General features: G+C 70.3%; 18 protein-coding genes. 5 read left to right on the top strand and 13 right to left on the bottom strand.

What is annotated here, in order from left to right; all coding sequences use genetic code 11:
- The first annotated feature begins 83 nt into the window (after positions 1-83).
- The gene (locus OH802_RS11095) at positions 84-1,331 is read left to right on the top strand and encodes an FAD-binding protein (RefSeq protein ID WP_406027841.1); all 1,248 of its coding nucleotides are present in this window, start codon (positions 84-86) and stop codon (positions 1,329-1,331) included.
- A gap of 7 nt (positions 1,332-1,338) precedes the next feature.
- Here the strand turns inward: OH802_RS11095 and OH802_RS11090 are convergent, their stop codons facing one another.
- The 7 genes from OH802_RS11090 to OH802_RS11060 all read right to left on the bottom strand — a co-directional run bounded on the left by OH802_RS11090 (position 1,339) and on the right by OH802_RS11060 (position 7,820).
- Complete coding sequence (locus tag OH802_RS11090; RefSeq protein WP_201451241.1) at positions 1,339-1,629, bottom strand: chorismate mutase; 291 nt, start codon at positions 1,627-1,629, stop codon at positions 1,339-1,341.
- 43 nt (positions 1,630-1,672) lie between these two features.
- The gene (gene trxA / locus OH802_RS11085; RefSeq protein ID WP_160027609.1) at positions 1,673-2,041 is read right to left on the bottom strand and encodes a thioredoxin; all 369 of its coding nucleotides are present in this window, start codon (positions 2,039-2,041) and stop codon (positions 1,673-1,675) included.
- Between the two features lie 106 nt (positions 2,042-2,147).
- Positions 2,148-2,288, bottom strand: a complete 141-nt coding sequence (locus OH802_RS11080) for a hypothetical protein (RefSeq protein ID WP_350659602.1) — start codon at positions 2,286-2,288, stop codon at positions 2,148-2,150.
- 82 nt (positions 2,289-2,370) lie between these two features.
- Complete coding sequence (locus tag OH802_RS11075) at positions 2,371-4,578, bottom strand: DEAD/DEAH box helicase (protein WP_406027838.1); 2,208 nt, start codon at positions 4,576-4,578, stop codon at positions 2,371-2,373.
- Between the two features lie 284 nt (positions 4,579-4,862).
- The gene (locus tag OH802_RS11070) at positions 4,863-5,552 is read right to left on the bottom strand and encodes a hypothetical protein (protein WP_406027836.1); all 690 of its coding nucleotides are present in this window, start codon (positions 5,550-5,552) and stop codon (positions 4,863-4,865) included.
- Between the two features lie 83 nt (positions 5,553-5,635).
- On the bottom strand, positions 5,636-6,394 hold the full coding sequence (locus tag OH802_RS11065) for an alpha/beta hydrolase family protein (protein WP_406027834.1): 759 nt from the start codon (positions 6,392-6,394) through the stop codon (positions 5,636-5,638).
- 43 nt (positions 6,395-6,437) lie between these two features.
- The gene (locus OH802_RS11060; protein ID WP_406027832.1) at positions 6,438-7,820 is read right to left on the bottom strand and encodes an NAD-dependent succinate-semialdehyde dehydrogenase; all 1,383 of its coding nucleotides are present in this window, start codon (positions 7,818-7,820) and stop codon (positions 6,438-6,440) included.
- A 135-nt stretch (positions 7,821-7,955) separates the two neighbouring features.
- Here OH802_RS11060 and OH802_RS11055 point away from each other — a divergent pair, with 135 nt between their 5' ends.
- Positions 7,956-8,804 (top strand): acyl-CoA thioesterase domain-containing protein, encoded by an 849-nt coding sequence (locus OH802_RS11055; protein ID WP_406027830.1) that lies wholly within the window; start codon positions 7,956-7,958, stop codon positions 8,802-8,804.
- Positions 8,805-8,895: 91 nt separating this feature from the next.
- On the opposite strand, the gene OH802_RS11050 is transcribed toward OH802_RS11055, so the two are convergent.
- Positions 8,896-11,076, bottom strand: coding sequence for an Eco57I restriction-modification methylase domain-containing protein (locus tag OH802_RS11050; protein WP_406027828.1), 2,181 nt, complete (start codon positions 11,074-11,076; stop codon positions 8,896-8,898).
- A gap of 114 nt (positions 11,077-11,190) precedes the next feature.
- On the opposite strand from OH802_RS11050, the gene OH802_RS11045 reads away from it, so the two are divergent.
- Positions 11,191-12,306 (top strand): MGDG synthase family glycosyltransferase, encoded by a 1,116-nt coding sequence (locus tag OH802_RS11045; RefSeq protein WP_406027826.1) that lies wholly within the window; start codon positions 11,191-11,193, stop codon positions 12,304-12,306.
- On the opposite strand, the gene OH802_RS11040 is transcribed toward OH802_RS11045, so the two are convergent.
- The 3 genes from OH802_RS11040 to OH802_RS11030 all read right to left on the bottom strand — a co-directional run bounded on the left by OH802_RS11040 (position 12,303) and on the right by OH802_RS11030 (position 14,883).
- Positions 12,303-13,214 carry an amidohydrolase family protein gene (locus tag OH802_RS11040; RefSeq protein ID WP_406027824.1) on the bottom strand — a complete coding sequence of 304 codons (912 nt, stop codon included), beginning with the start codon at positions 13,212-13,214 and terminating at the stop codon, positions 12,303-12,305. The genes OH802_RS11045 and OH802_RS11040 overlap by 4 nt on opposite strands.
- A gap of 11 nt (positions 13,215-13,225) precedes the next feature.
- Entirely contained in the window at positions 13,226-14,098 is an 873-nt protein-coding gene (locus tag OH802_RS11035; RefSeq protein WP_406027822.1) for an RNase H family protein, read from the bottom strand.
- A gap of 104 nt (positions 14,099-14,202) precedes the next feature.
- A complete protein-coding gene (locus tag OH802_RS11030) occupies positions 14,203-14,883 on the bottom strand; it encodes a DNA-binding response regulator (protein ID WP_406027820.1) in 681 nt (226 codons plus the stop codon).
- Positions 14,884-14,981: 98 nt separating this feature from the next.
- Between OH802_RS11030 and OH802_RS11025 the strand changes: the two genes are divergently transcribed.
- The gene (locus tag OH802_RS11025) at positions 14,982-15,914 is read left to right on the top strand and encodes an oxidoreductase (protein ID WP_406027818.1); all 933 of its coding nucleotides are present in this window, start codon (positions 14,982-14,984) and stop codon (positions 15,912-15,914) included.
- A gap of 93 nt (positions 15,915-16,007) precedes the next feature.
- On the opposite strand, the gene OH802_RS11020 is transcribed toward OH802_RS11025, so the two are convergent.
- A complete protein-coding gene (locus OH802_RS11020; RefSeq protein ID WP_406027816.1) occupies positions 16,008-17,861 on the bottom strand; it encodes an AMP-dependent synthetase/ligase in 1,854 nt (617 codons plus the stop codon).
- 183 nt (positions 17,862-18,044) lie between these two features.
- Here OH802_RS11020 and OH802_RS11015 point away from each other — a divergent pair, with 183 nt between their 5' ends.
- A complete protein-coding gene (locus OH802_RS11015; RefSeq protein WP_406027814.1) occupies positions 18,045-19,220 on the top strand; it encodes a 4-hydroxybenzoate 3-monooxygenase in 1,176 nt (391 codons plus the stop codon).
- Positions 19,221-19,271: 51 nt separating this feature from the next.
- On the opposite strand, the gene OH802_RS11010 is transcribed toward OH802_RS11015, so the two are convergent.
- Entirely contained in the window at positions 19,272-20,339 is a 1,068-nt protein-coding gene (locus OH802_RS11010; RefSeq protein WP_406027812.1) for a class I SAM-dependent methyltransferase, read from the bottom strand.
- Positions 20,340-20,465: the final 126 nt, after the last annotated feature.

Here is a 20,465-nt window from a genome sequence, read left to right as displayed (position 1 = left end):
GCGGCCCACGACTTTGTCAATCGTTGTCGATAACGTTTTCCAAAGATGGGCGCCGAAGCTGGATCCCGGCTACGATCCAATCCATGCCCACCGAGACCTCTGCACGCGAAGCTCCCGGATCGACGTGGGCCCGCAGCTACGACTACACCGCGCGCGAGCTGGTGCGACCACGTTCCGTGGATGACGTACGCGACCTCGTGCGGCGCGAGCCGCGCCTGCGCGCGCTGGGGTCTCGGCACTCCTTCACCGATCTCGCGGACACGCCGGGGGTGCTGGTCTCGCTCGACCTGGAGAACTCGCCGAGCCTGGCCGGCGACGTGGTCCGGGTACCCGGCGGGATGCGCTACGGCGAGCTCGCCGCCTGGCTGCAGGAGCATGGCCGGGCGCTGCCCAACCTGGCCTCACTCCCCCACATCTCGGTCGCCGGCGCGGTCGCGACCGGCACTCATGGCTCCGGGATCGGCAACGGCTCGCTGGCCACGTCCGTGACCGCGCTGGAGATCGTCGACGGGCGCGGCGACCTGGTGCGGCTGGAGGCCGGCTCGCCCGACTTCGCCGGGGCCGTGGTCGGCATCGGCGCCCTGGGGATCGTGACCCATCTCGAGCTGCTGACCTCGCCGACCTACCAGGTCGCACAGACGGTCCACGAGGGTCTCACCTACGCTGACCTGCGAGAACACCTCACCGAGATCCTCGGTGCCGCCTACTCGGTGTCGATCTTCACGCGTTGGGCCGACGAGGCCGACGGCTCCGTCGCCCGGGTCTGGGTGAAGTCACGTTCGACGACGCCGGAGCTCCCCGGGACGGTCCTCGCGACCGGGCCGCGGCACGTCGTCCCCGGCCTCGACCCGGCGCCGTGCACCGAGCAGCTCGGCGTGCCGGGACCCTGGCACGAGCGGCTGCCCCACTTCCGCCTCGACTTCCAGCCGAGCGTCGGCGCGGAGCTGCAGAGCGAGTACCTGGTGCCGCTCGATCGCGCGCAGGAGGCGGTCGACGCCGTCCGATCGCTCGCCGACAGGGTCCGGCCGCTCCTGCAGGTGAGCGAGATCCGCGCCGTCGCCGCCGACGAGCTGTGGCTCTCCCCCGCCTACGGCACCGACACGGTGGCGCTGCACTTCACCTGGAAGGCCGACCCAGTCGGCGTACGCGAGCTCCTACCCGACCTGGAGCAGCGGCTTCCGGCCGGCACCCGGCCGCACTGGGGCAAGCTCTTCGCCACCAAGGACCCCGGCGCCGAGTTCCCGCGCTGGGACGACTTCCGGGACCTCGTACGCCGCTTCGACCCGGACCGCCGGTTCTGGAACGCCTGGCTGGACCGGGTGCTCGGCTGAGGTTGGCTCAGTCCTCGACGAACTGGCGATGGTTGCGGATCACCTCGGCGATGATCACGTTGAGGATCTTCTCGGCGAACTCGGGGTCGAGACCTGCGTCGTCGGAGAGCCGGCGGAGCCGCTCGATCTGGACCGCCTCGCGGCTCGGATCGGCCGGGGGGAAGCCCGCGCGCGCCTTCAGCCGGCCGACCTGCTCAGTGCACTTGAAGCGCTCGGCGAGAAGGTGGACAAGGGCGGCGTCGAGGTTGTCGATGCTGCCGCGCAGGCGCAGGAGCTCGTCGTGGGCGTCTTCGGTCACAGCGCTATCAAACCTGATCCGAGTCCCCGAGCACCGACGAGTCTTACTCGCCGGACTCCTTCGAGGACTGCTCGGCCAGGGCCTTGTCGATGTCGAGCTCGACGACGGCGTCGATGACCTGCTTGAGCGCGGGCGCGGGGAGCGCACCGGGCTGCGAGAACACGAGGTTGCCCTTCTTGAAGGCCATCAGCGTCGGGATCGAGGTGATGTTGGCGGCACCGGCGAGCGCCTGCTCGGCCTCGGTGTCGACCTTCCCGAAGACGATCTCGGGGTGCTCCTGGGAGGCGGCGTCGTAGATCGGGCCGAACTGGCGGCACGGGCCGCACCAGGACGCCCAGAAGTCGACGAGGACGATCTCGTTGTCGGTGACGGTGCTCTCGAAGTTCTCTGCGCCGAGCTCGACGGTGGGCATGGGGCTCTCGCTTCCGGTATGGGGTGCGTGCGCGCCGGATCGGCAGGCACGTACGTCTCAACGCACGTGCGCCACTGAGGATTCCCCGTGCGGATTCGTCGTGGGATCAGGGAAGGCGCTTGGCCTTCGGCCCGATCTGCCGCTCGATGCGGCTGCGTGGCTGACCGGTCAGCTTGGCGACGATCGGCACTCGGAACACGTATCCACCGACAGCCGCTGCGATGACCAGCAAGATAATCCAGAACATGTGATCCAGCGTACGCCGGACCACCCAGGCCCCACCTCAGGATTCTCCCTGAGATGGGGCCCGGGTGAGTCCCGGGTCGGTGTCAGGCGGCGCGCCGGCCGCGGCGGCCGGACTCGCGCTTGCGCAGAGCGTCGGTGAGCAGCGAGACCAGGGCCTCGAGCTGTACGTCGGCGGAGTCGGTGACCTCTTCGTCGGAGCCGTCCAGGGCACGAGCCGCGAGGCCGGCCTTGGAGTCGATCAGCTCGGCGATCCGGGTGTCGATGGTCTGCGAGGCGATGATGCGCCAGGCGGTGACCGGCTCGGTCTGGCCGATGCGGTGGACACGGTCGATCGCCTGGGTCTGCTCGGCGTCGGTCCAGGAGAGCTCGGCCAGGATCAGGTTGGAGGCGGCCTGCAGGTTGACGCCGACACCGGCGGCGGTGAGCGAGCAGACGATGACCTTGACCTCGGGGTCGTTCATGAACTCGTCGATGGCCTTCTCGCGCGCCTTCGAGGTCTGGTCGCCACGGATCGTGGAGTAGCGGATGCCGCGCTCCTCGAAGAGCTTCTGCGCGGTGTCCATCACCTCGATGTGCTTGGCGAAGAAGACGACCTTGCCGACGTTGCGCGCCAGCTGGGCGGCGTAGTCGGCGGCCAGCGAGGCCTTCGCGCGACCGATGCGGCGCATCATCCCGAAGACGTTCTCGCCGGTGGAGGCGTCCTGGTCCTCGCGCTCCCAGGCGGCGACGCGGCGGATCAGCTCGAGGTCGAGCTCGCCGGGGGCCGGCTTGGCGCCGGTCACCCGGGTCTCGATCGCGGTGTCGTAACGCTGCATCATCCGCTTGGCCAGCTCGGCCTCGGCGGCCCGGATCGAGCGACCCTCGGCGTCGTCGAGCTCGACCGGCAGGTCGGCCACGCGGCGCGCCGGGATGTCGCTGGCGACGTCGATCTTGCGGCGGCGCACGATGCCCTGGTTGACGACGACGCGGCGGGCCGCGCCGTAGAAGCTGTTGTCCTGCGGGGTCAGTCCGGTCTCCTCGAGCCCTTCGAGCAGGCCGTTGAGCGGCTTGACGTCGTCGATCCAGCCGAGGAACTGCCAGATCGCGCGGAAGTCCTCGATGTCGTTGATCAGCGGGGTGCCGGTCAGCGCCATGAGCAGCGGGTTGGCCGTACGCTGCCGGATCTTCTCGGAGAGCGCCAGCACGTGCTGGGAGCGCTGGGAGGACTTGTTCTTGATGAAGTGGGCCTCGTCGACGACCATGCCCTTGAAGCCGAACTCGCCGAGCCAGCCGACGTGGCGGTCCAGGATCTCGTAGTTGACCACGATGATGTCGGCGAAGCCGTCGATGTCCTCGCCGTTGCCGTGGACGACGGTCGCCTTCTTGGACGGCGTCCAGAGGTCGACCTCGCGGGCCCAGTTGGCCTTGACGACGTTGGGCACGACCACGAGCAGCGGGTAGGCGTCGGCTGCCTCGGCGGCCAGCAGGGCCTGCGCGGTCTTGCCGAGGCCGGGCTCGTCGGCCAGCAGGTAGGAGCGGTGGCCCTCGGCCGCCGAGGCGACCAGCTGCGCCTGGTGGTGCATGAGCTCGCGGGTGCCGGGCGCCTCGATGTGACCGGGACCGTAGGCGGGCGGCTCGGGCAACGGCATGCAGGAGGGGCCGGAGTCGGCGTACTCGAAGCTTCGGAACAGCGGCCCGAGGAGCTCCCATCCGGACAGGCGGCGGGCGTGCACCGGCGGACGGGCGTTGGTGAAGTCGGGCACCAGGAACGGGTTGGAGAGCTGGCGCTGGATGACGCTGGTCGGCACCACGCGCTTGTCGGGTACCACGACGGCAGGCGTCTCGTCCTCGTCCTCCTCCTCGTCCTCCGGCACGTCGACGCCACCACGGGCCATCAGCTCGTGCTTGAGGTCGACGGCGGCATCGGAGATCTCGGCGTCCTCGGCGAGGAGCTCGAACAGGCGCGAGTCCATGGTCGCGGTCTTGGCCAGGATCGTGGCGATCCCGTCCAGACGCTTGAGCTGCTCGGCGCGGCGACCCTCGTTGAGGGTCTCGTCCTCGAGCACGCGGTGGCGCTCGTCTCGGGCGAGGAGCGCGACGACCTGGAACTTGGTCCGTACGTCGGGCATGGCCGAGCGGCGCTGAACGGCCGACTCCACCTCGCGGACGACCTGCGCGAGCACCGGAATGATGCCCTCGTTGTCCTTGTGGACGCCCTTGCGGCGACCGTTCTGCCCGGACTTGCCGGCATTGCCGTTGCTACGCGAACGGCCGGACCGGTTGTTGCGCCGGGTAGCGGCTCCCTGAGCCAACTGATTCCTCCTTGGGGCCACGCACGGGTGAGTGGCATGTCCAAATGCCGACCCTCATCGGCCGGTCGCCCTCCCAGGGCTCACGCAGATCGATGGCAGACGACTGACGACCGCGTCCAAACAGCGGATACGCGCGATCGGCGCCTCATCGACCGGGCCAGTGACTCGTTCGGTCCCCACGACGAACGTCCACGAGCCGGGCGCTTGCAGCGAGTGTAACCCCACCCACACCGGTTAGCGGAAGTCTCGTTCGGCGTTTTCTGTCAATTGATCAAACACAGGGCTCAGGCAGGCGTCGGATGAGCCTTGTAGAACTCGCGTGCGCGCCTTCCGAGACGGTTGGTGGCGACATCCGAGAGCACCACGCCGAGCGGAATGTTGAGCACCGGGATACCGCGCAGGACGACACGCCGGGCGACCCGGACACCGACGAGGTGCGCCATCGACCTGGTGGCCTCGACGGTCTTGTTCGCCGCCCAGCGGGAGACGGCCCGGACGCCGAAGCGGCTGCCCGCGGCGCCCGCCACGCTGCCGCCGCCTTCGAAGAGCAGGTTCACGCCGGCCAGCTTGAGGAACTCGTTGATCCGGGCCGGATCCTCCAGATCGTGGCCGTACGCGGCGGCGATGTGCATCACCAGGCGCTGCTCGATCCACGCCAGCGCGATCAGGTCCCCGAGGATCGCGGTCCCAGCCGCGGCCGCGACCGCAGCCGGACCGCCGATGACGGCCGGCACTTCGGCGACCGCGATCATCGCGCCGCCGCCGGCACCCTGAAGGCGAGCGAACCAGCGGTGCTTCCTGACCAGCTCGTCGACGTACGCCTCGGTGTCGAAGCCGGGCTCGGCCCGGTCCGCGGCCACCTTCCTGGCGATCTCCGGACCCTGGGTCGCGACCAGGTGGCCGACCAGCACCTGCGGTGCCGCCGACCCTGCCTTGATCAGCTCCTTGACCGGGAACTTCGGCTTCTTGATCATCTACCCTCCGCGTCGCTCGGCGACCGTGCCGCCGTCTGATGGCCCGAACCTATCCGAGACCGACGCGGCGACGGCCCTGCGACTCAGTCGATCAGGTACTGATCCGCCCAGGCCGAGATGATCCGGGCGGCGCGCTGGGCCTGGCCCCGCTTCGTGAGGAGGTGATCGGAGCCCTCCAGCGCCACGAAGGACCGCGGGTGGCGGGCGGTGTTGAAGATGTCGGAGGCGTTCTCGATGCCGACCGTGGTGTCGGTCGGGCTGTGCATGACCAGGAGCGGCTTCTTGAGCTGCATGATCTTGTGGCGCAGGTCGGCGCGGCGTACGTCATGGACGAAGTCCTTGCGCAGGGTCAGCGACTTGCCGCCGGCCATCCACGGCGCCTGGCCGTCCTCGAGCACCCGGGAGAGCACCGCGTCGTAGTTGTGCTCGACGTGCGCCGGCTGGAACGGGGCGCCGACGGTGGCCACCGCATCGACACCGACGGCGTCGGTCGCCGCGGCGAGGACCGCCGCACCGCCGAAGGAGTGGCCGACGAGCAGCTCGGCCGGGGTGCCGCGCTCGGCCATGAACCGGGTGGCCTCGACGGTGTCGGCGACCTTGTGGGTGAACGAGCCGTCGCCCCAATCGCCCTCGGAGTCGCCGAGCCCGAGGTTGTCGAAGCGCAGCATGCCGACGCCCTCAGCAGCGAGCTGCTTGCAGATCCGTGCAGCTGCCGGTGAGTCCTTCCCGAGGGTGAAGCCGTGGCTGAACACGCCCCAGCCACGCACCTCCCCCTCGGGAAGGTCGATGAGACCGGCCAGCATGGGTCCGGACGTACTCTTGAAGGTCACCTTCTCAGCCACGCCCAGGATTCTCTCAGAATCCGGCGGGACCGCCCGGATCTGCTCAGCGCTCGACGTAGAACAGACGCTTGTTGAGGAACTCGTCGATCCCGAGCGGGCCGAGCTCGCGGCCGAAGCCGGAGCGCTTGGTGCCGCCGAAGGGGACGTCTGCGCCCTCGCCGGCCGGCGTGTTGACGTTGGCCATGCCGACCTCGAGCTGCTGGGCAACGGCGATCGCGCGCGCCTCGTCGGTCGAGAAGACAGCCCCGCCGAGGCCGTACTCCACCGCGTTGGCCAGCTCGACGGCCTCCTCGTCGGTGCTCACCTTGTAGACGACGGCGACCGGGCCGAAGAGCTCCTCGGTGTAGGCGCGCATCTGCGGGGTGACGCCGGTGAGGACGGCGGGGGCGAAGAAGGCGTCGGGGCCGTCGGAGATCTCGCCGCCGGCGTGGAGCGTGGCGCCCTTGGATACCGCGTCCTCGATCTGGTCGCGCAGTGCCTCGGCGGCCTTGCGCGCCACCAGCGGGGAGTAGACGGTGTCGTCGCCGTCCTCGCCCTCGAGCGGCTTCATCGCGGAGGCGCGCTTGGTGAGGGCCGCGACGAAGTCGTCGTAGACGCCCTCGTTCACGATCATCCGCTTGTTGCCGTTGCAGACCTGGCCGACGTTCTCCATCCGGGTCGCCCAGGCGGTCTCTGCGGCCTCGTCGATGTCCTCGGAGTCGAGGATGATGTAGGGGTCGGAGCCGCCGAGCTCGAGGACGACCTTCTTCAGGTGGCGGCCGGCGGCCTCGGCGACCGCAGTGCCGGCGCGCTCGGAGCCGGTCAGGGAGACCGCGCGGACCCGCGGGTCGGCGATCATCGTCGCGATCTGCCCGTGAGTGGCGTAGAGGTTCTGGTAGACGCCCTCGGGAAGGCCGGCGTCGGCGAAGATCTGCGCGATCGCGGCCGAGGAGCGCGGGCAGTTCTCGGCATGCTTGAGGATGACGGTGTTGCCGGCGACCAGGTTGGGCGCGGCGAAGCGGGCGACCTGGTAGTAGGGGTAGTTCCACGGCATGACACCGAGCACCGGGCCGAGCGGGAGGCGCTGGATGACCGCCTTGCCCTCGTGGCCGGGCAGGTCGGTCTCCGCGAGCAACTGGGGGCCGTGGTCGGCGTAGTAGGCGGTGATCTCGCCGGAGAACTCGGCCTCGCCGGCGCCGGAGGAGGCCTTCTTGCCCATCTCGGTGCGGATGATCTTCCCGAGCTCCGCGGCCCGCTCGGTGAAGAGGTCCGCGGCGCGCTTCACGATCGCGGAACGCTCCTCGATCGGGGTCGAGCGCCAGGCTTCGTACGCCTTCTTGGACCGCTCCAGCGCCTCCTCCACCTCGGCGTCGGTGGCGAACGGGAAGGTCTCGATCACCTCGCCCGTTGCGGGGTCGGTCACCTGGTAGGGAGGCGTGGTGCTCATCGTCATCCTCTTCGATCGGGGGCTGCTTTTGGTGCGATGGTACGTGGTTTTGGAGCGCTTTTGATGACGGAACCGTTACTCTTTACCGGTTTTTGCAACTGAATCCGAAGTTAGGACACGTTCTAGAATGTCCGCATGGATCTCGCATTCTTCCGGCGCACCGATGACGGTTTCGAGCCTACGCCGATGGCTCGCAGCATGTGGGCCGAGGACCACATGCACGGAGTGGCCGCCAGCGGCCTGATCGCTCGCGGCCTCGAGGACCAGATCGAGGAGCTCGGACGTGCCTCGGAACTGGTGCCCTCGCGCTATCACGTGGACCTGTTCCGACCGCCGCGGATGGTGCCGACGCGGATCCGCACGAGGGTCGTACGCAACGGCCCGCGCATCGCGCTGCTCGACGCCGAGATGGTCCAGTCCTCCGGCGACGGCGAGGAGCGGGTCGTCGCCCGTGCGACCTGCACCTATCTGCTCGCCGGCGAGAACCCGGCCGGCGAGGTCTGGTCGGCGACCGAGCGCGCCACTCCCCCGCCGCTCGAGGTCGCGCCGCCGACCTCCGAGCCGCACGTACCGTTCTTCGTCTCCGAGAACCCCTGGTCCGACGACTTCGGCAAGCACCAGAACGCCGGGCGCCACATCACCTGGCAGGTCGCGGTTCCGACCGTCGCCGGCGAGCCGATGACACCGTTCCAGACCGTGGCCTCCATCGCCGACGCCACCTCGATGGTCACCAACTGGGGCAGCAACGGCGTCGAGTGGATCAACACCGACATCTCCCTCGCCCTCGCCCGGCGGCCGGCCGGGATGGAGGTCGGCCTCGCCACCATCGACCACGTCGCCCACGAGGGCATCTCCGTCGGCACCGCCGAGGTCTTCGACCGCGAGGGCACCATCGGCACCGCCACCGTCACCGCCCTGGCCAACGCCAAGCGCACCGTCGACTTCACCGCTCCTGGCGAGGGTGGTCCCGCCACCCCGGTCTAGCCGAAACCGCAGTTGTGGCGGCCGAATCCGCACTTGTGGGCGACGAAACTCTGGTTTCGTCGCCCACTTCTGCAGTCTCGGCCGCCAGAACTCACGTCTCGGCCGACGCTTGTGCCTTCTCGGCGAGGGCGAGGTTCTGGTCGACGAGGGCGGCCATGAGGGCTCGTTGGCGGGTCGGGGTGAGGCCGAAGCCGGAGGGGGTGAGATCGGGAGTGGCCAGGGACTCGTCGATGCCGTGGAGGCGGGCGGTCGCGTGGTTGACGTCGGCGATCGCCTGCCGGAGGTCGGTGGTCGCGGGGTCGTGGGTGTCGGGATCGCCGACGAGGTTGAGTACGCCGGTGATGCCGATCCGGCGCTCGTCGCCGACCCGGTCCAGGGCGGCCAGGAGCGCGATGCCCGCCGGGCGGAGCGGCCCGAGGTCCGCGGGGAACGGGTAGGTCGCGCGCAGGCGTGAGGGGTTGTAGCGGTAGGCGGTGTTGAGCATGGTGCCGCCGGCGCGTACGGCCCAGACACGGTGAAGGTCGGAGGCCAGGAAGGCGTACGCCGCCGCATCCTGCGTCGGGTAGACGACCAGCCCGTTGGAGAAGACGTGGTCGGCACCGACCAGCACGGGCCACAGGTGCTTGCTGTGCTTGCTGAACGCGATGACGTACGAGAGCCCGGCGGCGTCGCGGTAGAGCTCGTCGACGGGGCTGAGGAAGCCCCACCAGCGCTCCTTGAGCTGGGGGTACTTCACGAACTGGCGGCGGCGCTCGGCACGCACCTTCGACCGCACCAGACGCGCGAGCGCGCGGTCCTCGGCGAGCTCCTCGAGGCCCAGCTTGCCGACGTCGAGCACGAAGCGGGAGGCGGTCGAGCCGCAGGGCGTCACCAGGTCCTCACCACTCAGATAGGGGCGCACGGTGTGCCCGAGCGGACCGCGTCCGAGAGCCTCCGCCTCGGCCTGCGTCAGGACGAGCGTGCGACCGAGCACGATCGTGCCCTGATAGCCGTGCGGTAGCGGTACGTCGAGATCCAGCCGTGCCGGCTCCGGAAGCGAGAAGCCGTCCTCGAGCGTCCCGGTGATCGCCGGGACCGAGCGCCCGTCGAGCCACGCGCTGTCGAGCGGCCGGGTGGTGAGCCAGATCTTCGCGAACCGCACGCCCGCCGTCGGCCACGGGGCCGAACGCTCCGCCCGGGCGACCTGCCAGCCGCGATCCAACAGCGCACCGAGGCCGAAGCGCGCGGTGTCACCCTCGCTGATGGAGTCGGTCGTGATCAGCCCGATCTCGCCGCGGCTGAGAGCGGCTGCCCGGAGCAGGAAGTAGATGACGTAGTCGGCCCGCCTCGTCGTGCCTGCGGCGAGCGTGTGCGCGAGGTAGTCGCGCAGCTCCTGGCCGATCGCGTCCCGCACCCGCTTCACCCCGAGGTAGGGCGGGTTGCCGACCACCGCGTCGAAGCCGCCGCGCGCCATCACCTCGGGCGCGGCCAGCGCCCAGTGGATCGGCCGGACGGCAGGAACGGGCAGGCGCCGGCACCGGGCCAGCGCCGCATAGGCCTCCTCGAGCCGCCTCCCCGGCCGCCCGCCCAGCGGCAGCGCGACCGCGACCATGGCATCGGCGTACGCCTCGGGGTCATCTACACCGGCTGGCAGCTCGTCCGCGTCGACGAGCCCAACCAGCGAGTTGCCGCACAGGATCCGGTCGTCGAGGAAGGCCAGCGGGAGCGAGGGGTCCTCGCAGAGCAGCCAGAGGGAGAGCTTGGCGATGTCGACCGCGACCGGGTCGATGTCGGCACCGTAGAGGCAGCGCGTGACGATCTCGGCCACGGGCCGCTCGCACGAGGACGCCAGATAGCGGGCGGAGGCGAGGAGGAAGACGCCGGTTCCGGCGGCGATGTCGACCACGGCCGCGTCGGCGGAGGCGACCGGTGCCAGGGCGTGGGCGACGACCTCGTCGGCGAGCTCGGGCGGGGTGTAGTGGGCGCCGTTGTCGCGTCGCGAGGAGACCTCGAGGAGCGCCTCGTAGACGTAACCGATCTCCTCCAGAGCCAGATCATCGACCGCGGCCCCATCCAGGAACAGATAGTTCGACAGCAGATGATCCGGCTTCGGACCGTCCGCGCACGACAGCAGCCCAGCGGCGTCCAGGGCGGCATCGGTGAGCACCATCCCCCGTGCCCGCGCGAACCCCGCCACGACGCCGCGCATCACCGCCGCCACCGCCGAGGGGCCACCGCCCAGCTCGGCAACCGCCGACCGCGCTCGAGTGCGCAGTGCCCGGGGCGTGATCACAGGATGAACCATAGAACGCCCGCAGGTTCGGGGAGACGAACCGATGGTGAAGAGTGACGCGCCGGGGTGCCCCCGTTCACCACAACGTCACACCGTGCGTACAGAATCCGGCGCATGTCAATCGACTCGGAGCGGCTCGGGCCCCTCCTTCACATCCGGCCCGGCACGGCTCCCCGCGTGGCGATCATCTCCGCGAGCTACGGCGCCGGCCACAACTCGGCCTCTCGGGAGATCTCACGAGCACTCGGGGAGGCCGGGTGCGACGTCGAGATCTTCGACTTCGTCGACCTGATGCCCTGGCGGCTCGGACACGGGCTGAAGGTCGGCTACAAGATGCAGCTCCAGGTCAGCCCCGACTCGTGGGGCACCACGATGAGTCTGGTCATGCCGGGACGCCCGCTCCACAAGCCGTTCAACCAGTTCCTGCGTCTCTCCACGCGCAACCTCACCGAGGCCATGCGCGGCGCCGATCTGGTCATCTCCACCCACCCGTTCTGCTCCCAGGTCATCGGCCACCTGCGCACCAGCGGACAGCTCACCGTGCCCGCGGTCACCTATCTCACCGACGCCGCGGTCCCGGCGCTGTGGATCAACCCCGGCATGGACCTCAACCTCGCCATCCACGAGGTCGCCGCACGCGAGGCGCGCATGCTCGGCGGCAACGCAGCGGTGGTGCAGCCGCTGGTCCCGCCGGGGGCGGCCTACGTCCCGGGGCAGGTCTTCACCGATCCACTCGCCGACCTCGACCTGGAGGGTCCGCGGGCGCTGGTCACCGGCGGCTCGCTGGGCGCCGGTGCGCTCGAGCAGACCGCGCGCGACATCCTCGAACACAGCGACATGACCCCGGTGGTCCTCTGCGCGACCGACCCCTGCCTCAAGCGCCGCCTGGAGCGGATCCCCGGTGTCGTGGCGCTCGGCTGGCGCACCGACGTACGCGCCCTGATGGCGACCAGCGACTGCGTCGTCCAGAACGCCGGCGGATTCACCTCGCTCGAGGCTCTGGCCTCGGGCACGCCGGTGATCACCTACCGCTCGATCTCCGGCCACGGAGCCGCCAACTCGGCCAACCTGGACCGTGCCGGGCTGATCCCGTGGGCTCGCGACGAGCTCGAGCTCGCCAAGCACCTGGAAGTCGCCGCCGAGTCACCACGATTCAACCGGCTCGCGCTAGGCGTCCCCGACATCGTCCAGCTCCTCACCGACAGCTACGACGAGACCGCCGTGGCCTAGCCGGCCGGCGGCAGCCCGAAGAGCCGCGCGGCGTTCTCGTAGAGCACCCCGCGCGTCCACTCGTCACCGAGCCCGAGACCGATGACCCCGTCGACCGCCTCGAGATAGGGATAGGGGATGTTCGGGAAGTCGCTCCCGAACAGCACCCGCTCACCCAGCGCCTTCAGCCGCGGCAACTCCTCGGCAGGGAAGGGCGTCGCCGCCTCGGTGAAGGCGGTGAAGGCCATGGTGGTGTCCAGGTGCACGCTGTCGTACTTCTCCACCAGGTCGAGGAAACGCGAGTAGTCCGGCAGCCCCATGTGAGCGACGATCAGCACCAGATCCGGATAGCGTCCGAGCAACGCCTCCATGCCGGTGGGGCCGGTGAACCGACCCGGAGCAGGCCCGTGACCCGAGTGGATCACCAGCGGCGTACGCGACTGCGAGAGCACCTCCCAGACCGGGTCGAGCAGCGGCGAGTTGGGGTCGTAGTCGCCGACCTGGACGTGTGCCTTGAAGATCCGCGCCCCCGCCTCGACGGCCTCGCGCACATAGTCACCCGCACCCGATTCCGGGTAGAACGTCGCCGACTGCAGGCAGTCCGGCTTGTCCGCCGCGAACTCCGCACCCCACTGGTTGAGCCACGCGGCCATCCCCGGCTTGTGCGGATAGGTGAGCGCCGAGAAGCGACGTACGCCGAGATCCCGCAGCACCCGGAGCCGCTCCTCCTCGGAGTGCCGATAGGCGATCGGCCACGGCTGCCCGGTCAACGGCCCGACCGCATCGAAGTAGGCCCACACCTTGTCGAGCATCCGCGCGGGCAGGAAGTGGGTGTGTACGTCGAAGATGCCGTCCAGGCCCAGCGCATCGAGCCGCGCGCGGAGCTGCGCCGGCTCGTCGGGGGCGATGGTGACGGTCGGAGGATTCACGACAGCCGAACCTACCCGGCGGTGGCGGAGCCCGAGGCCACGGGCGCAGCGAACGTCTCGGCGATCGCGCGTGCCCTCCCGGGCACCTCGTCGGCGGTCAGCCCCCAGGTCCCCTCGGCGAAGCGCCGGGCGAGCTTCGCGAGCGAGTCGGCACCCTCGTTGAGCGCCTCGCCGACGTGGCCGCGCACCCACTCGAACGAGAGCCGATCGGACTCGCGGCACAGGTCGTCGTGCATCCTGGTCAGGCCGGCGAGCTCGGCGCGGTGCTCGCTCTCATAGCCCTTCGGCATCGACAGCTCACCCCGGAGCCAGTCCTCGATCATCGCGAGCGCGACCCGGGAGTCGGTCCGGATGGTCAGCGTGCGGCGGGGCAGCGCCCGCACGGCCTCGGCGATCGCCTGCAACTCGGCCAGGACCACCAGCGACTGCGGGTCGCGGATCCTGGCGTTGGGTACCTGCCGGCCGAAACCGTGCTGACCGTCGCCGGCGAGCCATCCCCAGCCGATGAACCCGCGATGGGCCGAGCCGTCGGTTGCCACCACCAGCGGCGGCATCGGGCCGGCCCGATGGATCGCCAGCGCCTCCACCGCCTCCGCGCGGATGTCCGCGTCCTCGTCGGCGAACGGCACCACGGTGACCCCGGGATAGGCGTCCGCGATCTCGTCGGTCAGTATCCAGAACCGCGAGTTGGACGGCAGCGCGACCACGACCTGCACCGGCGCGAGCGACTCCAGCGAGTCGTACGCCGCCCCGACCGCCGCGATGATCGCGTCCTCGGTCCCGCGGGCGCCCAGCGATCCCGCCGCGTGCAGCCCTGGACCCGCCAGGACCCAGTCCCATTTCTCGGCGTCGCTGCGCTCCTTGACGACGATGAAGCAACGCATTGCTGACCTCCTGACCCGCCCGAACAAGTCGTCCTCGACGTTACCGGGCGGCCCCTGAGAAAGAGACTCCGGCGTCAGGATCCGGACACCGCTGACCGGAACGGTCAGACGAGTCCGAGCTCTCGGGCGCGTACGCCGGCCTGGAACCGGGACGCGGCACCGAGCGCCTCCATGAGCTCGGCGACCCGGCGCCGGTAGGTGCGTACGCCGAGCCCGAGGGTGCGCGCCGCGGCCTCGTCCTTCACGCCCCGGCCGAGCAGGTCGAGCACCTGGGGCGCGATGTCGCGCAGCTCGGCGATCCGGGCGTCGTAGGCGTCCACCGTCGTCGCCGAACGCCAGGCCGCGTCGAAGAGCGAGGTGACGCCCTGGACCACCTCGGGCTGGGTGACGATGCTGAAGCTGCGCTCGCCCAGGCGCGGGTCGCCGGCGAGGATCGCGACCCGGCCGTCGATCAGGATCGTCTCGTTGATCTCGTCGGGAGTGATCCGGATCTGGGCGCCGCGGGTGTCGCGGATCTCGCGCAGGTGGGCGGCGGAGACCGGGTCGAGCAGCACGTTGGGCCGGTAGACCTTCCGCAGCCGCACCTCGGCGCCGTCACGACCGCACAGCGCGGCCCTGATGCCGGATTCGGTGCGCGCGGCCGACCAGGTGCGCAGGTCGATCGCCGCACAGGCGATGTCGGTGGCGGCCGCGAACAGGTGCGAGGTGCGCCGCACGAGCTCCTCCTCGCCGCGTACGACGGCGACGGTCCCGCCCGTCCGGATCGTCCCCACCGTGTTGGTCACGGCATCGATTCTCCCCCGCCCACCAAGGCACGAGCCGCGATCGGCAACAACCTGCCAACGGCGTGAGTACGCGGCGTCGGGTCGCGACGCTGGAGGGCATGACCACGAACCACATCACCGCCGGTGCCGCCGGCACCTGGCAGCTCGGCGACAAGCGGATCAACCGGATCGGCTTCGGCGCGATGCGCCTGATCGGCAACCTGTCCACCCCGATCGCCCCCGACCGCGAGAACGCGATCGCCGTCCTCCGCCGCGCCGTCGAGCTCGGCGTCAACCACATCGACACCGCGACGATCTACTTCACCCCGACGCGCTCGGCCAACGAGCTGATCGCGACCGCCCTCCAGCCGTACGCCGACGACCTGCTGATCGCGACCAAGGTCGGCCCCACCCCGCGTGGCCGCGACGGCGCCTGGCAGTCCGAGCCCCGACCCGAGCGGTTGCGCGACCAGGTCGAGGAGAACATCCGCCAGCTCGGCCTCGACCACCTCGACCTGGTGAACCTGCGCTGGGGAGTCGGCCGCGAGCGCGGCACCGGATCGATCGCCGATCACTTCGGCGCCCTGCTCGACCTGCGCGAGGCGGGGCTGGTCGAGCACGTCGGCCTCTCCAACATCGGCCCCGAGCAGCTCACCGAGGCGCTCGCGATCGGGCCGGTGGCCTGCGTACAGAACCAGTACGGGCTCACCACCCGCCGCGAGGACGACGACCTGCTGCGGCTGTGCGGCGAGCACGGGGTCGCGTTCGTGCCCTTCAACTCCATCGGTGCCGCCGTCGCCGGCGCCGTCCCCGGCACCGCCCCCGACGAGACCGGTCGCGAGGTCGTCGAGGCCATCGCGGCGGCGCACTCCGCGACCCCCTCCCAGGTACGCCTCGCCTGGACGCTCCACCAGGGCCCGCACGTGCTCGCCATCCCCGGCACCGCCGACCACGCCCACCTCGAGGAGAACATCGCCGCCGGCGCCCTCCGGCTCACCGACGAGGAGGTGAGCCGCTTGGACGCTGTGGCCGCACCGACGGCTAGCCGCTAGCGACCGCCGCGAGGTAGTCCGGGACGTTCCAGCCCATCTACCCATGAGTAACGGACCGGATCGTCCCGGACTACCTGCGGCGCGCGGCAGCACTCACTCCTGCGCGGTGTAGAGCCCGTCGATGATGTCGGCGTACTTCTTGCTCACCACGCGCCGTTTGAGCTTCAGGGTCGGGGTGAGCTCCTCGGACTCGGCGGTCCACTCCTGGCTGAGCAGCTCGAAGGCCTTGACCTGCTCGGGGCGGGAGAGGCGGGCGTTGGCGGCGTCGACGGCCTTCGCGACGGCGCCCCGGATGACCGGGTGCTGGGCCAGCTCGGCGAGCGAGCCGGCCTCGACGCCGAGCTTCTGAGCGACCACGGGAGCGATCTCGCCGTCGAGGGTGAGGACGGCGACGACGTACGAACGGCCGTCACCGACCACCATCGCGTGACCGACGAGCGGGCTCTCCTTGAGGAGGTTCTCGATGTTGGAGGGGGCGATGTTCTTGCCCGCGGAGTTGATGATCATCTCCTTCTTGCGGTCGACCACGGTGAGGAAGCCGTCCTCGTCGAGCGAGCCGATGTCGCCGGTGTGCAGCCAGCCCTCGGAGTCGAAGAGCGCGGCGGTGGCGTCGGGTCGGCCCACGTAGCCCGGGGTCATGATCGGACCCCGGAACAGGATCTCGCCGTCATCGGCGATGCGCAGCTCGATCCCGGGCTGGGCGCGGCCGACGGTGCCGAGCCGGAAGGCCTCCGGCCCGTTGCCGGTGGCCGCCCCGGTGGTCTCGGTCATGCCGTAGACGTCGTAGATCTTCAGTCCCAGGCCGGCGAAGAACTTCGCCACCTCGATCGGCATCGGTGCGGCCGCGCTGGCCGCCCACTCGACCTTGTCGAGACCGAGCAGCGCGCGCATGGTCGACAGTACGGCCGCGTCGGCCTGTTCGAACTGTGCCTGCAGCTCGGGTGAGGTGGTCTGCCCGAACTGCTGCGACTCGACGTAGGCCAGCCCGACCGCCATCGCCTTCTCGACACCGGCCTTCTTGGTCTCGTCGGTCTCGGCGGCGAGCAGCGCGGTGACGCCGGTGCGGATCTTCTCCCACACCCGCGGCACCCCGAAGAAGCTGGTCGGGTGCACCTCCTGGAGGGTGCCGAGCAGCAGTGCGGGGTCCTGGACCAGGTAGACGTGGCCGCCGTTGAACTGCGGGATGTAGAGGCTGAGCACCCGCTCGGCGATGTGCGCGAACGGCAGGTAGGAGACGAGCACCCCCGGCTCCTCGACCCCGGAGACGGTCAGCGAGCTGGTCGTCTCGAAGACGATGTTGCGGTGGGTGAGCACCACGCCCTTCGGCTGCCCGGTCGTGCCCGACGTGTAGAGCATCGTGACCGTGTCGTCAGGGGTCACCGCGGCGCTGCGTGCGTCCAGCTCCTCGCCGACCTCGGCCAGCACCGCCGCACCCGAGGCCACGAAGTCGTCCCAGGCGACCGCCCGCGGGTCGTCCTCCACGGCGGTGTCGATGGTGACGACGCGTACGATCTCCTCGCGCTTGAGCCCGAGCGCCCAGCGGGCGACGTGGTCGTCGGTCTCGAGCACGACGATCCGCGGGTCCGCATGCTCGGCGACGTAGCCGACCTGGTCGGGCGCGAGGGTGTTGTAGATGCTGATCGGGACACCGCCGGCGAGCACCGTGGCCATGTCGGCGACGACGTGCTCGATGCGGTTCGCGGCCATGATCGCGACCGACTCCCCCGGCTGGAGACCAGCAGCGATGTAGGCGGCGGCCAGCTCGCGGGCGCGCTGGTGCAACTCGCCCCACGTCAGCGTGCGCCAGCCCGTGCCGTCAGGGGTGTGCCGGTCGGAGAATGCCGGCTCGGTGCCGCGGTCGGCGACCACCTTGGCGAGTACGTCGACCATGGTCTGGTCGCCGATCTGGGACTCGAGGGCGGCGCGGTCGGCGAGGACGTCGGGCATCGGGGCGCTCCTTCTGTGGTTTGTGACTCGGGTCACAATCAGGGTGCCTCGACCGTAGGGACGAGCTGGCGCGGACACAAGAGCCCGTTCGCGCTATTTGGGAATCCACCCCCAGCGGCGCGGTTTCCATTCAGTGGAAGACCGGTCTGGCGGCAGCCGCCCGAGCAGGAGTTGACTCACCCCATGGCAGAAGAACGTACGCAGGTTGTGATCGTCGGCGCCGGCCCCGCGGGGATGCTGCTGAGCCATCTCCTCGCCGCCGACGGGGTCGACTCGGTCGTGGTCGAGACCCGGTCGGAGGAGTACGTCGCGGCCCGCATCCGCGCCGGGATCCTGGAGCAGTCGAGCGTCGATCTGCTCACCGAGGTCGGTCTCGGCGACCGGCTGGCCCGCGACGCCGACAAGCACCGCGGGATCTACCTGCAGTGGCCCGAGGAGCGCCACCACCTCGACTTCGTCGACCTGGTCGGCCGGGCGGTCTACGTCTACGGCCAGACCGAGGTGCAGAAGGACCTGATCGACGCCCGCAAGGCCGCCGGTCAGGTCGTCCACTACGAGGTCAGCGACACCGCGCTGCACGACATCGAGTCCGACCGCCCGTCGGTGACCTTCACCGACGCCGCCGGGCTCCCCCAGCGGATCCGGGCGGATGTCATCGTCGGCTGCGACGGCTCCTTCGGCCCCAGCCGCGCCGCGATCCCGGCCCGGGAGAGCTGGGACCGCACCTACCCCTACAGCTGGTTCGGCATCCTCGCCGACGTCGCGCCCTCGACCGACGAGCTGATCTACGCCTGGCACCCCGACGGCTTCGCGCTGCACTCGATGCGCTCGGAGAGCGTCTCGCGGTTCTACCTACAGGTGCCCAACGGCACCGACCCGGCGACCTGGTCCGACGACCAGATCTGGGACGCGCTCGCCGCCCGGCTCGGCCACGGCCAGAACGGCTGGAGCCTGCAGCCGGGCCGGATCACCGACCGCAGCGTCCTCCCGATGCGCTCGCACGTCTCCACCCCGATGCGCCACGGCCGGCTCTTCCTGGCTGGCGACGCCGCCCACATCGTCCCGCCGACGGGCGCCAAGGGGCTCAACCTCGCGGTCGCGGACGTCGCGCTGCTGGCCCCGGCGCTCGCCGCGCTGCTCAAGGGAGACTCGCGACTGGCCGACGACTACTCCGAGACCGCGCTGCGCCGCGTCTGGCGCTGCACCCACTTCTCCTGGTGGATGACCACGATGCTGCACACCGCCGAGGACCCGTTCGACACTCAGCTCCAGCTCTCCCAGCTGCGCTGGGTGACCTCCAGCGAGCACGCCGCCGCCGGGCTCGCGGAGAACTACGCCGGTCTGCCGATCGGCTTCTGAACGGCCCGCGGGGCCGCCTGGTCAGCGTGCGACCAGACGGCCCCGAACGCCTCAGGCCCTGACCTCGTAGACCAGGTTGAACGGTGTCTCGGCGACGGTGCGGAAGGAGCTGAACCCGCCGTCGGCGGTCACCTGCCGGATCCGCGCGGGTCCCGCCTGGGTGCCCAGTGCCGCGGCGCCTTCCTGCGATACCGATCCCGGCGTGCACAGCAGCGTCGAGAAGCCGTAGTAGGCCCGCCCGACCGGGTTGAAGTTGTCCTCGACGCGGTCTCCGGCCTTCGGCTCGACGATCATCCACGTGCCGCCGTCCGCGAGCGTGGCGCGCACCTGGCGGGCAGCGCCGACCGGGTCGCCCATGTCGTGGAGGCAGTCGAACATCGTGACCAGGTCGTAGCCCTCGCCGCCGAACGACTGGGCCGTGGCCGTCTCGAAGCTCACCCGGTCGGCGACACCTGCGTCGGCGGCACGCTGACGGGCCATCTCGATGGACGGGCCGTGGGCGTCGTACCCCACGAAGCTCGAGCGCGGGTAGGCCTTCGCCATCAGGATCGTCGAGGCGCCGTGGCCGCAGCCGACATCGGCGACGGTCGCACCCGCCTCCAGCTTCGGCACCACGCCCTCGAGCGCGGGCAGCCAGTCCGGGATGAGATTGGCGTTGTAGCCGGGGCGGAAGAACCGCTCGCAGCCGTTGTGCACGTCGGTGTCGTGGTCGCCCCACGCGACGCCGGTACCCATGCGGGCCGCCTCGATGATGTGCGTGGTGTCGTGCACGGTCCCGAGGGCGATCTGGAAGAAGCCGGGCAGGAACGCCGGGCTGTCCTCCACGGTCAGTGCCACGGCCTGCTCGGGCGGCAGCGTGAAGCGGTCGGTCTCGGCGTCGTAGGTCAGGTAGTCGCCGGCGGCCTGCGCCCGCAGCCACTCCCGCGCGTAGGGCTCGACGGTTCCGGTACGCCGGGCCATCTCCTCGGCCGTGGACGGCCCGTTGGCCGCGAGGTCGCGGTAGTAGCCGAGCTTGTCGCCCATCACGACCAGAGCCGCGTTGAGCGTCGCACCCACTTCGTCGACAGCCCTGAAGACGAATGCCATCAGCTTGTCGGTGTCGATGTCGGTGACGGTCATTGGTGAATCCCCCCTTCTCGTGTGCCCGAGAAGGTCCGGCCGGTCGACCGGATCGGCTTCGACGCTAGCTTCGCCGCCAGAGGCTGGATAGTTCACGATCTGAAGCGGCAGCCACAGCCGTCCTAC

The organism is Nocardioides sp. NBC_00850, from assembly GCF_045207335.1.
Lineage (GTDB): Bacteria > Actinomycetota > Actinomycetes > Propionibacteriales > Nocardioidaceae > Nocardioides.
This window is presented reverse-complemented; position numbering and strand designations above follow the sequence as displayed.

Bases quoted from the DNA above. Each gene is read 5' to 3' on its own strand.
- OH802_RS11095 (WP_406027841.1), top strand. From the start codon at position 84: ATGCCCACCGAGACCTCTGCACGCGAAGCTCCCGGATCGACGTGGGCC.
- trxA (WP_160027609.1), bottom strand. From the start codon at position 2,041: ATGCCCACCGTCGAGCTCGGCGCAGAGAACTTCGAGAGCACCGTCACC.
- OH802_RS11080 (WP_350659602.1), bottom strand. From the start codon at position 2,288: ATGTTCTGGATTATCTTGCTGGTCATCGCAGCGGCTGTCGGTGGATAC.
- OH802_RS11070 (WP_406027836.1), bottom strand. From the start codon at position 5,552: ATGATCAAGAAGCCGAAGTTCCCGGTCAAGGAGCTGATCAAGGCAGGG.
- OH802_RS11060 (WP_406027832.1), bottom strand. From the start codon at position 7,820: ATGAGCACCACGCCTCCCTACCAGGTGACCGACCCCGCAACGGGCGAG.
- OH802_RS11055 (WP_406027830.1), top strand. From the start codon at position 7,956: ATGGATCTCGCATTCTTCCGGCGCACCGATGACGGTTTCGAGCCTACG.
- OH802_RS11045 (WP_406027826.1), top strand. From the start codon at position 11,191: ATGTCAATCGACTCGGAGCGGCTCGGGCCCCTCCTTCACATCCGGCCC.
- OH802_RS11035 (WP_406027822.1), bottom strand. From the start codon at position 14,098: ATGCGTTGCTTCATCGTCGTCAAGGAGCGCAGCGACGCCGAGAAATGG.
- OH802_RS11025 (WP_406027818.1), top strand. From the start codon at position 14,982: ATGACCACGAACCACATCACCGCCGGTGCCGCCGGCACCTGGCAGCTC.
- OH802_RS11020 (WP_406027816.1), bottom strand. From the start codon at position 17,861: ATGCCCGACGTCCTCGCCGACCGCGCCGCCCTCGAGTCCCAGATCGGC.
- OH802_RS11015 (WP_406027814.1), top strand. From the start codon at position 18,045: ATGGCAGAAGAACGTACGCAGGTTGTGATCGTCGGCGCCGGCCCCGCG.
- OH802_RS11010 (WP_406027812.1), bottom strand. From the start codon at position 20,339: ATGACCGTCACCGACATCGACACCGACAAGCTGATGGCATTCGTCTTC.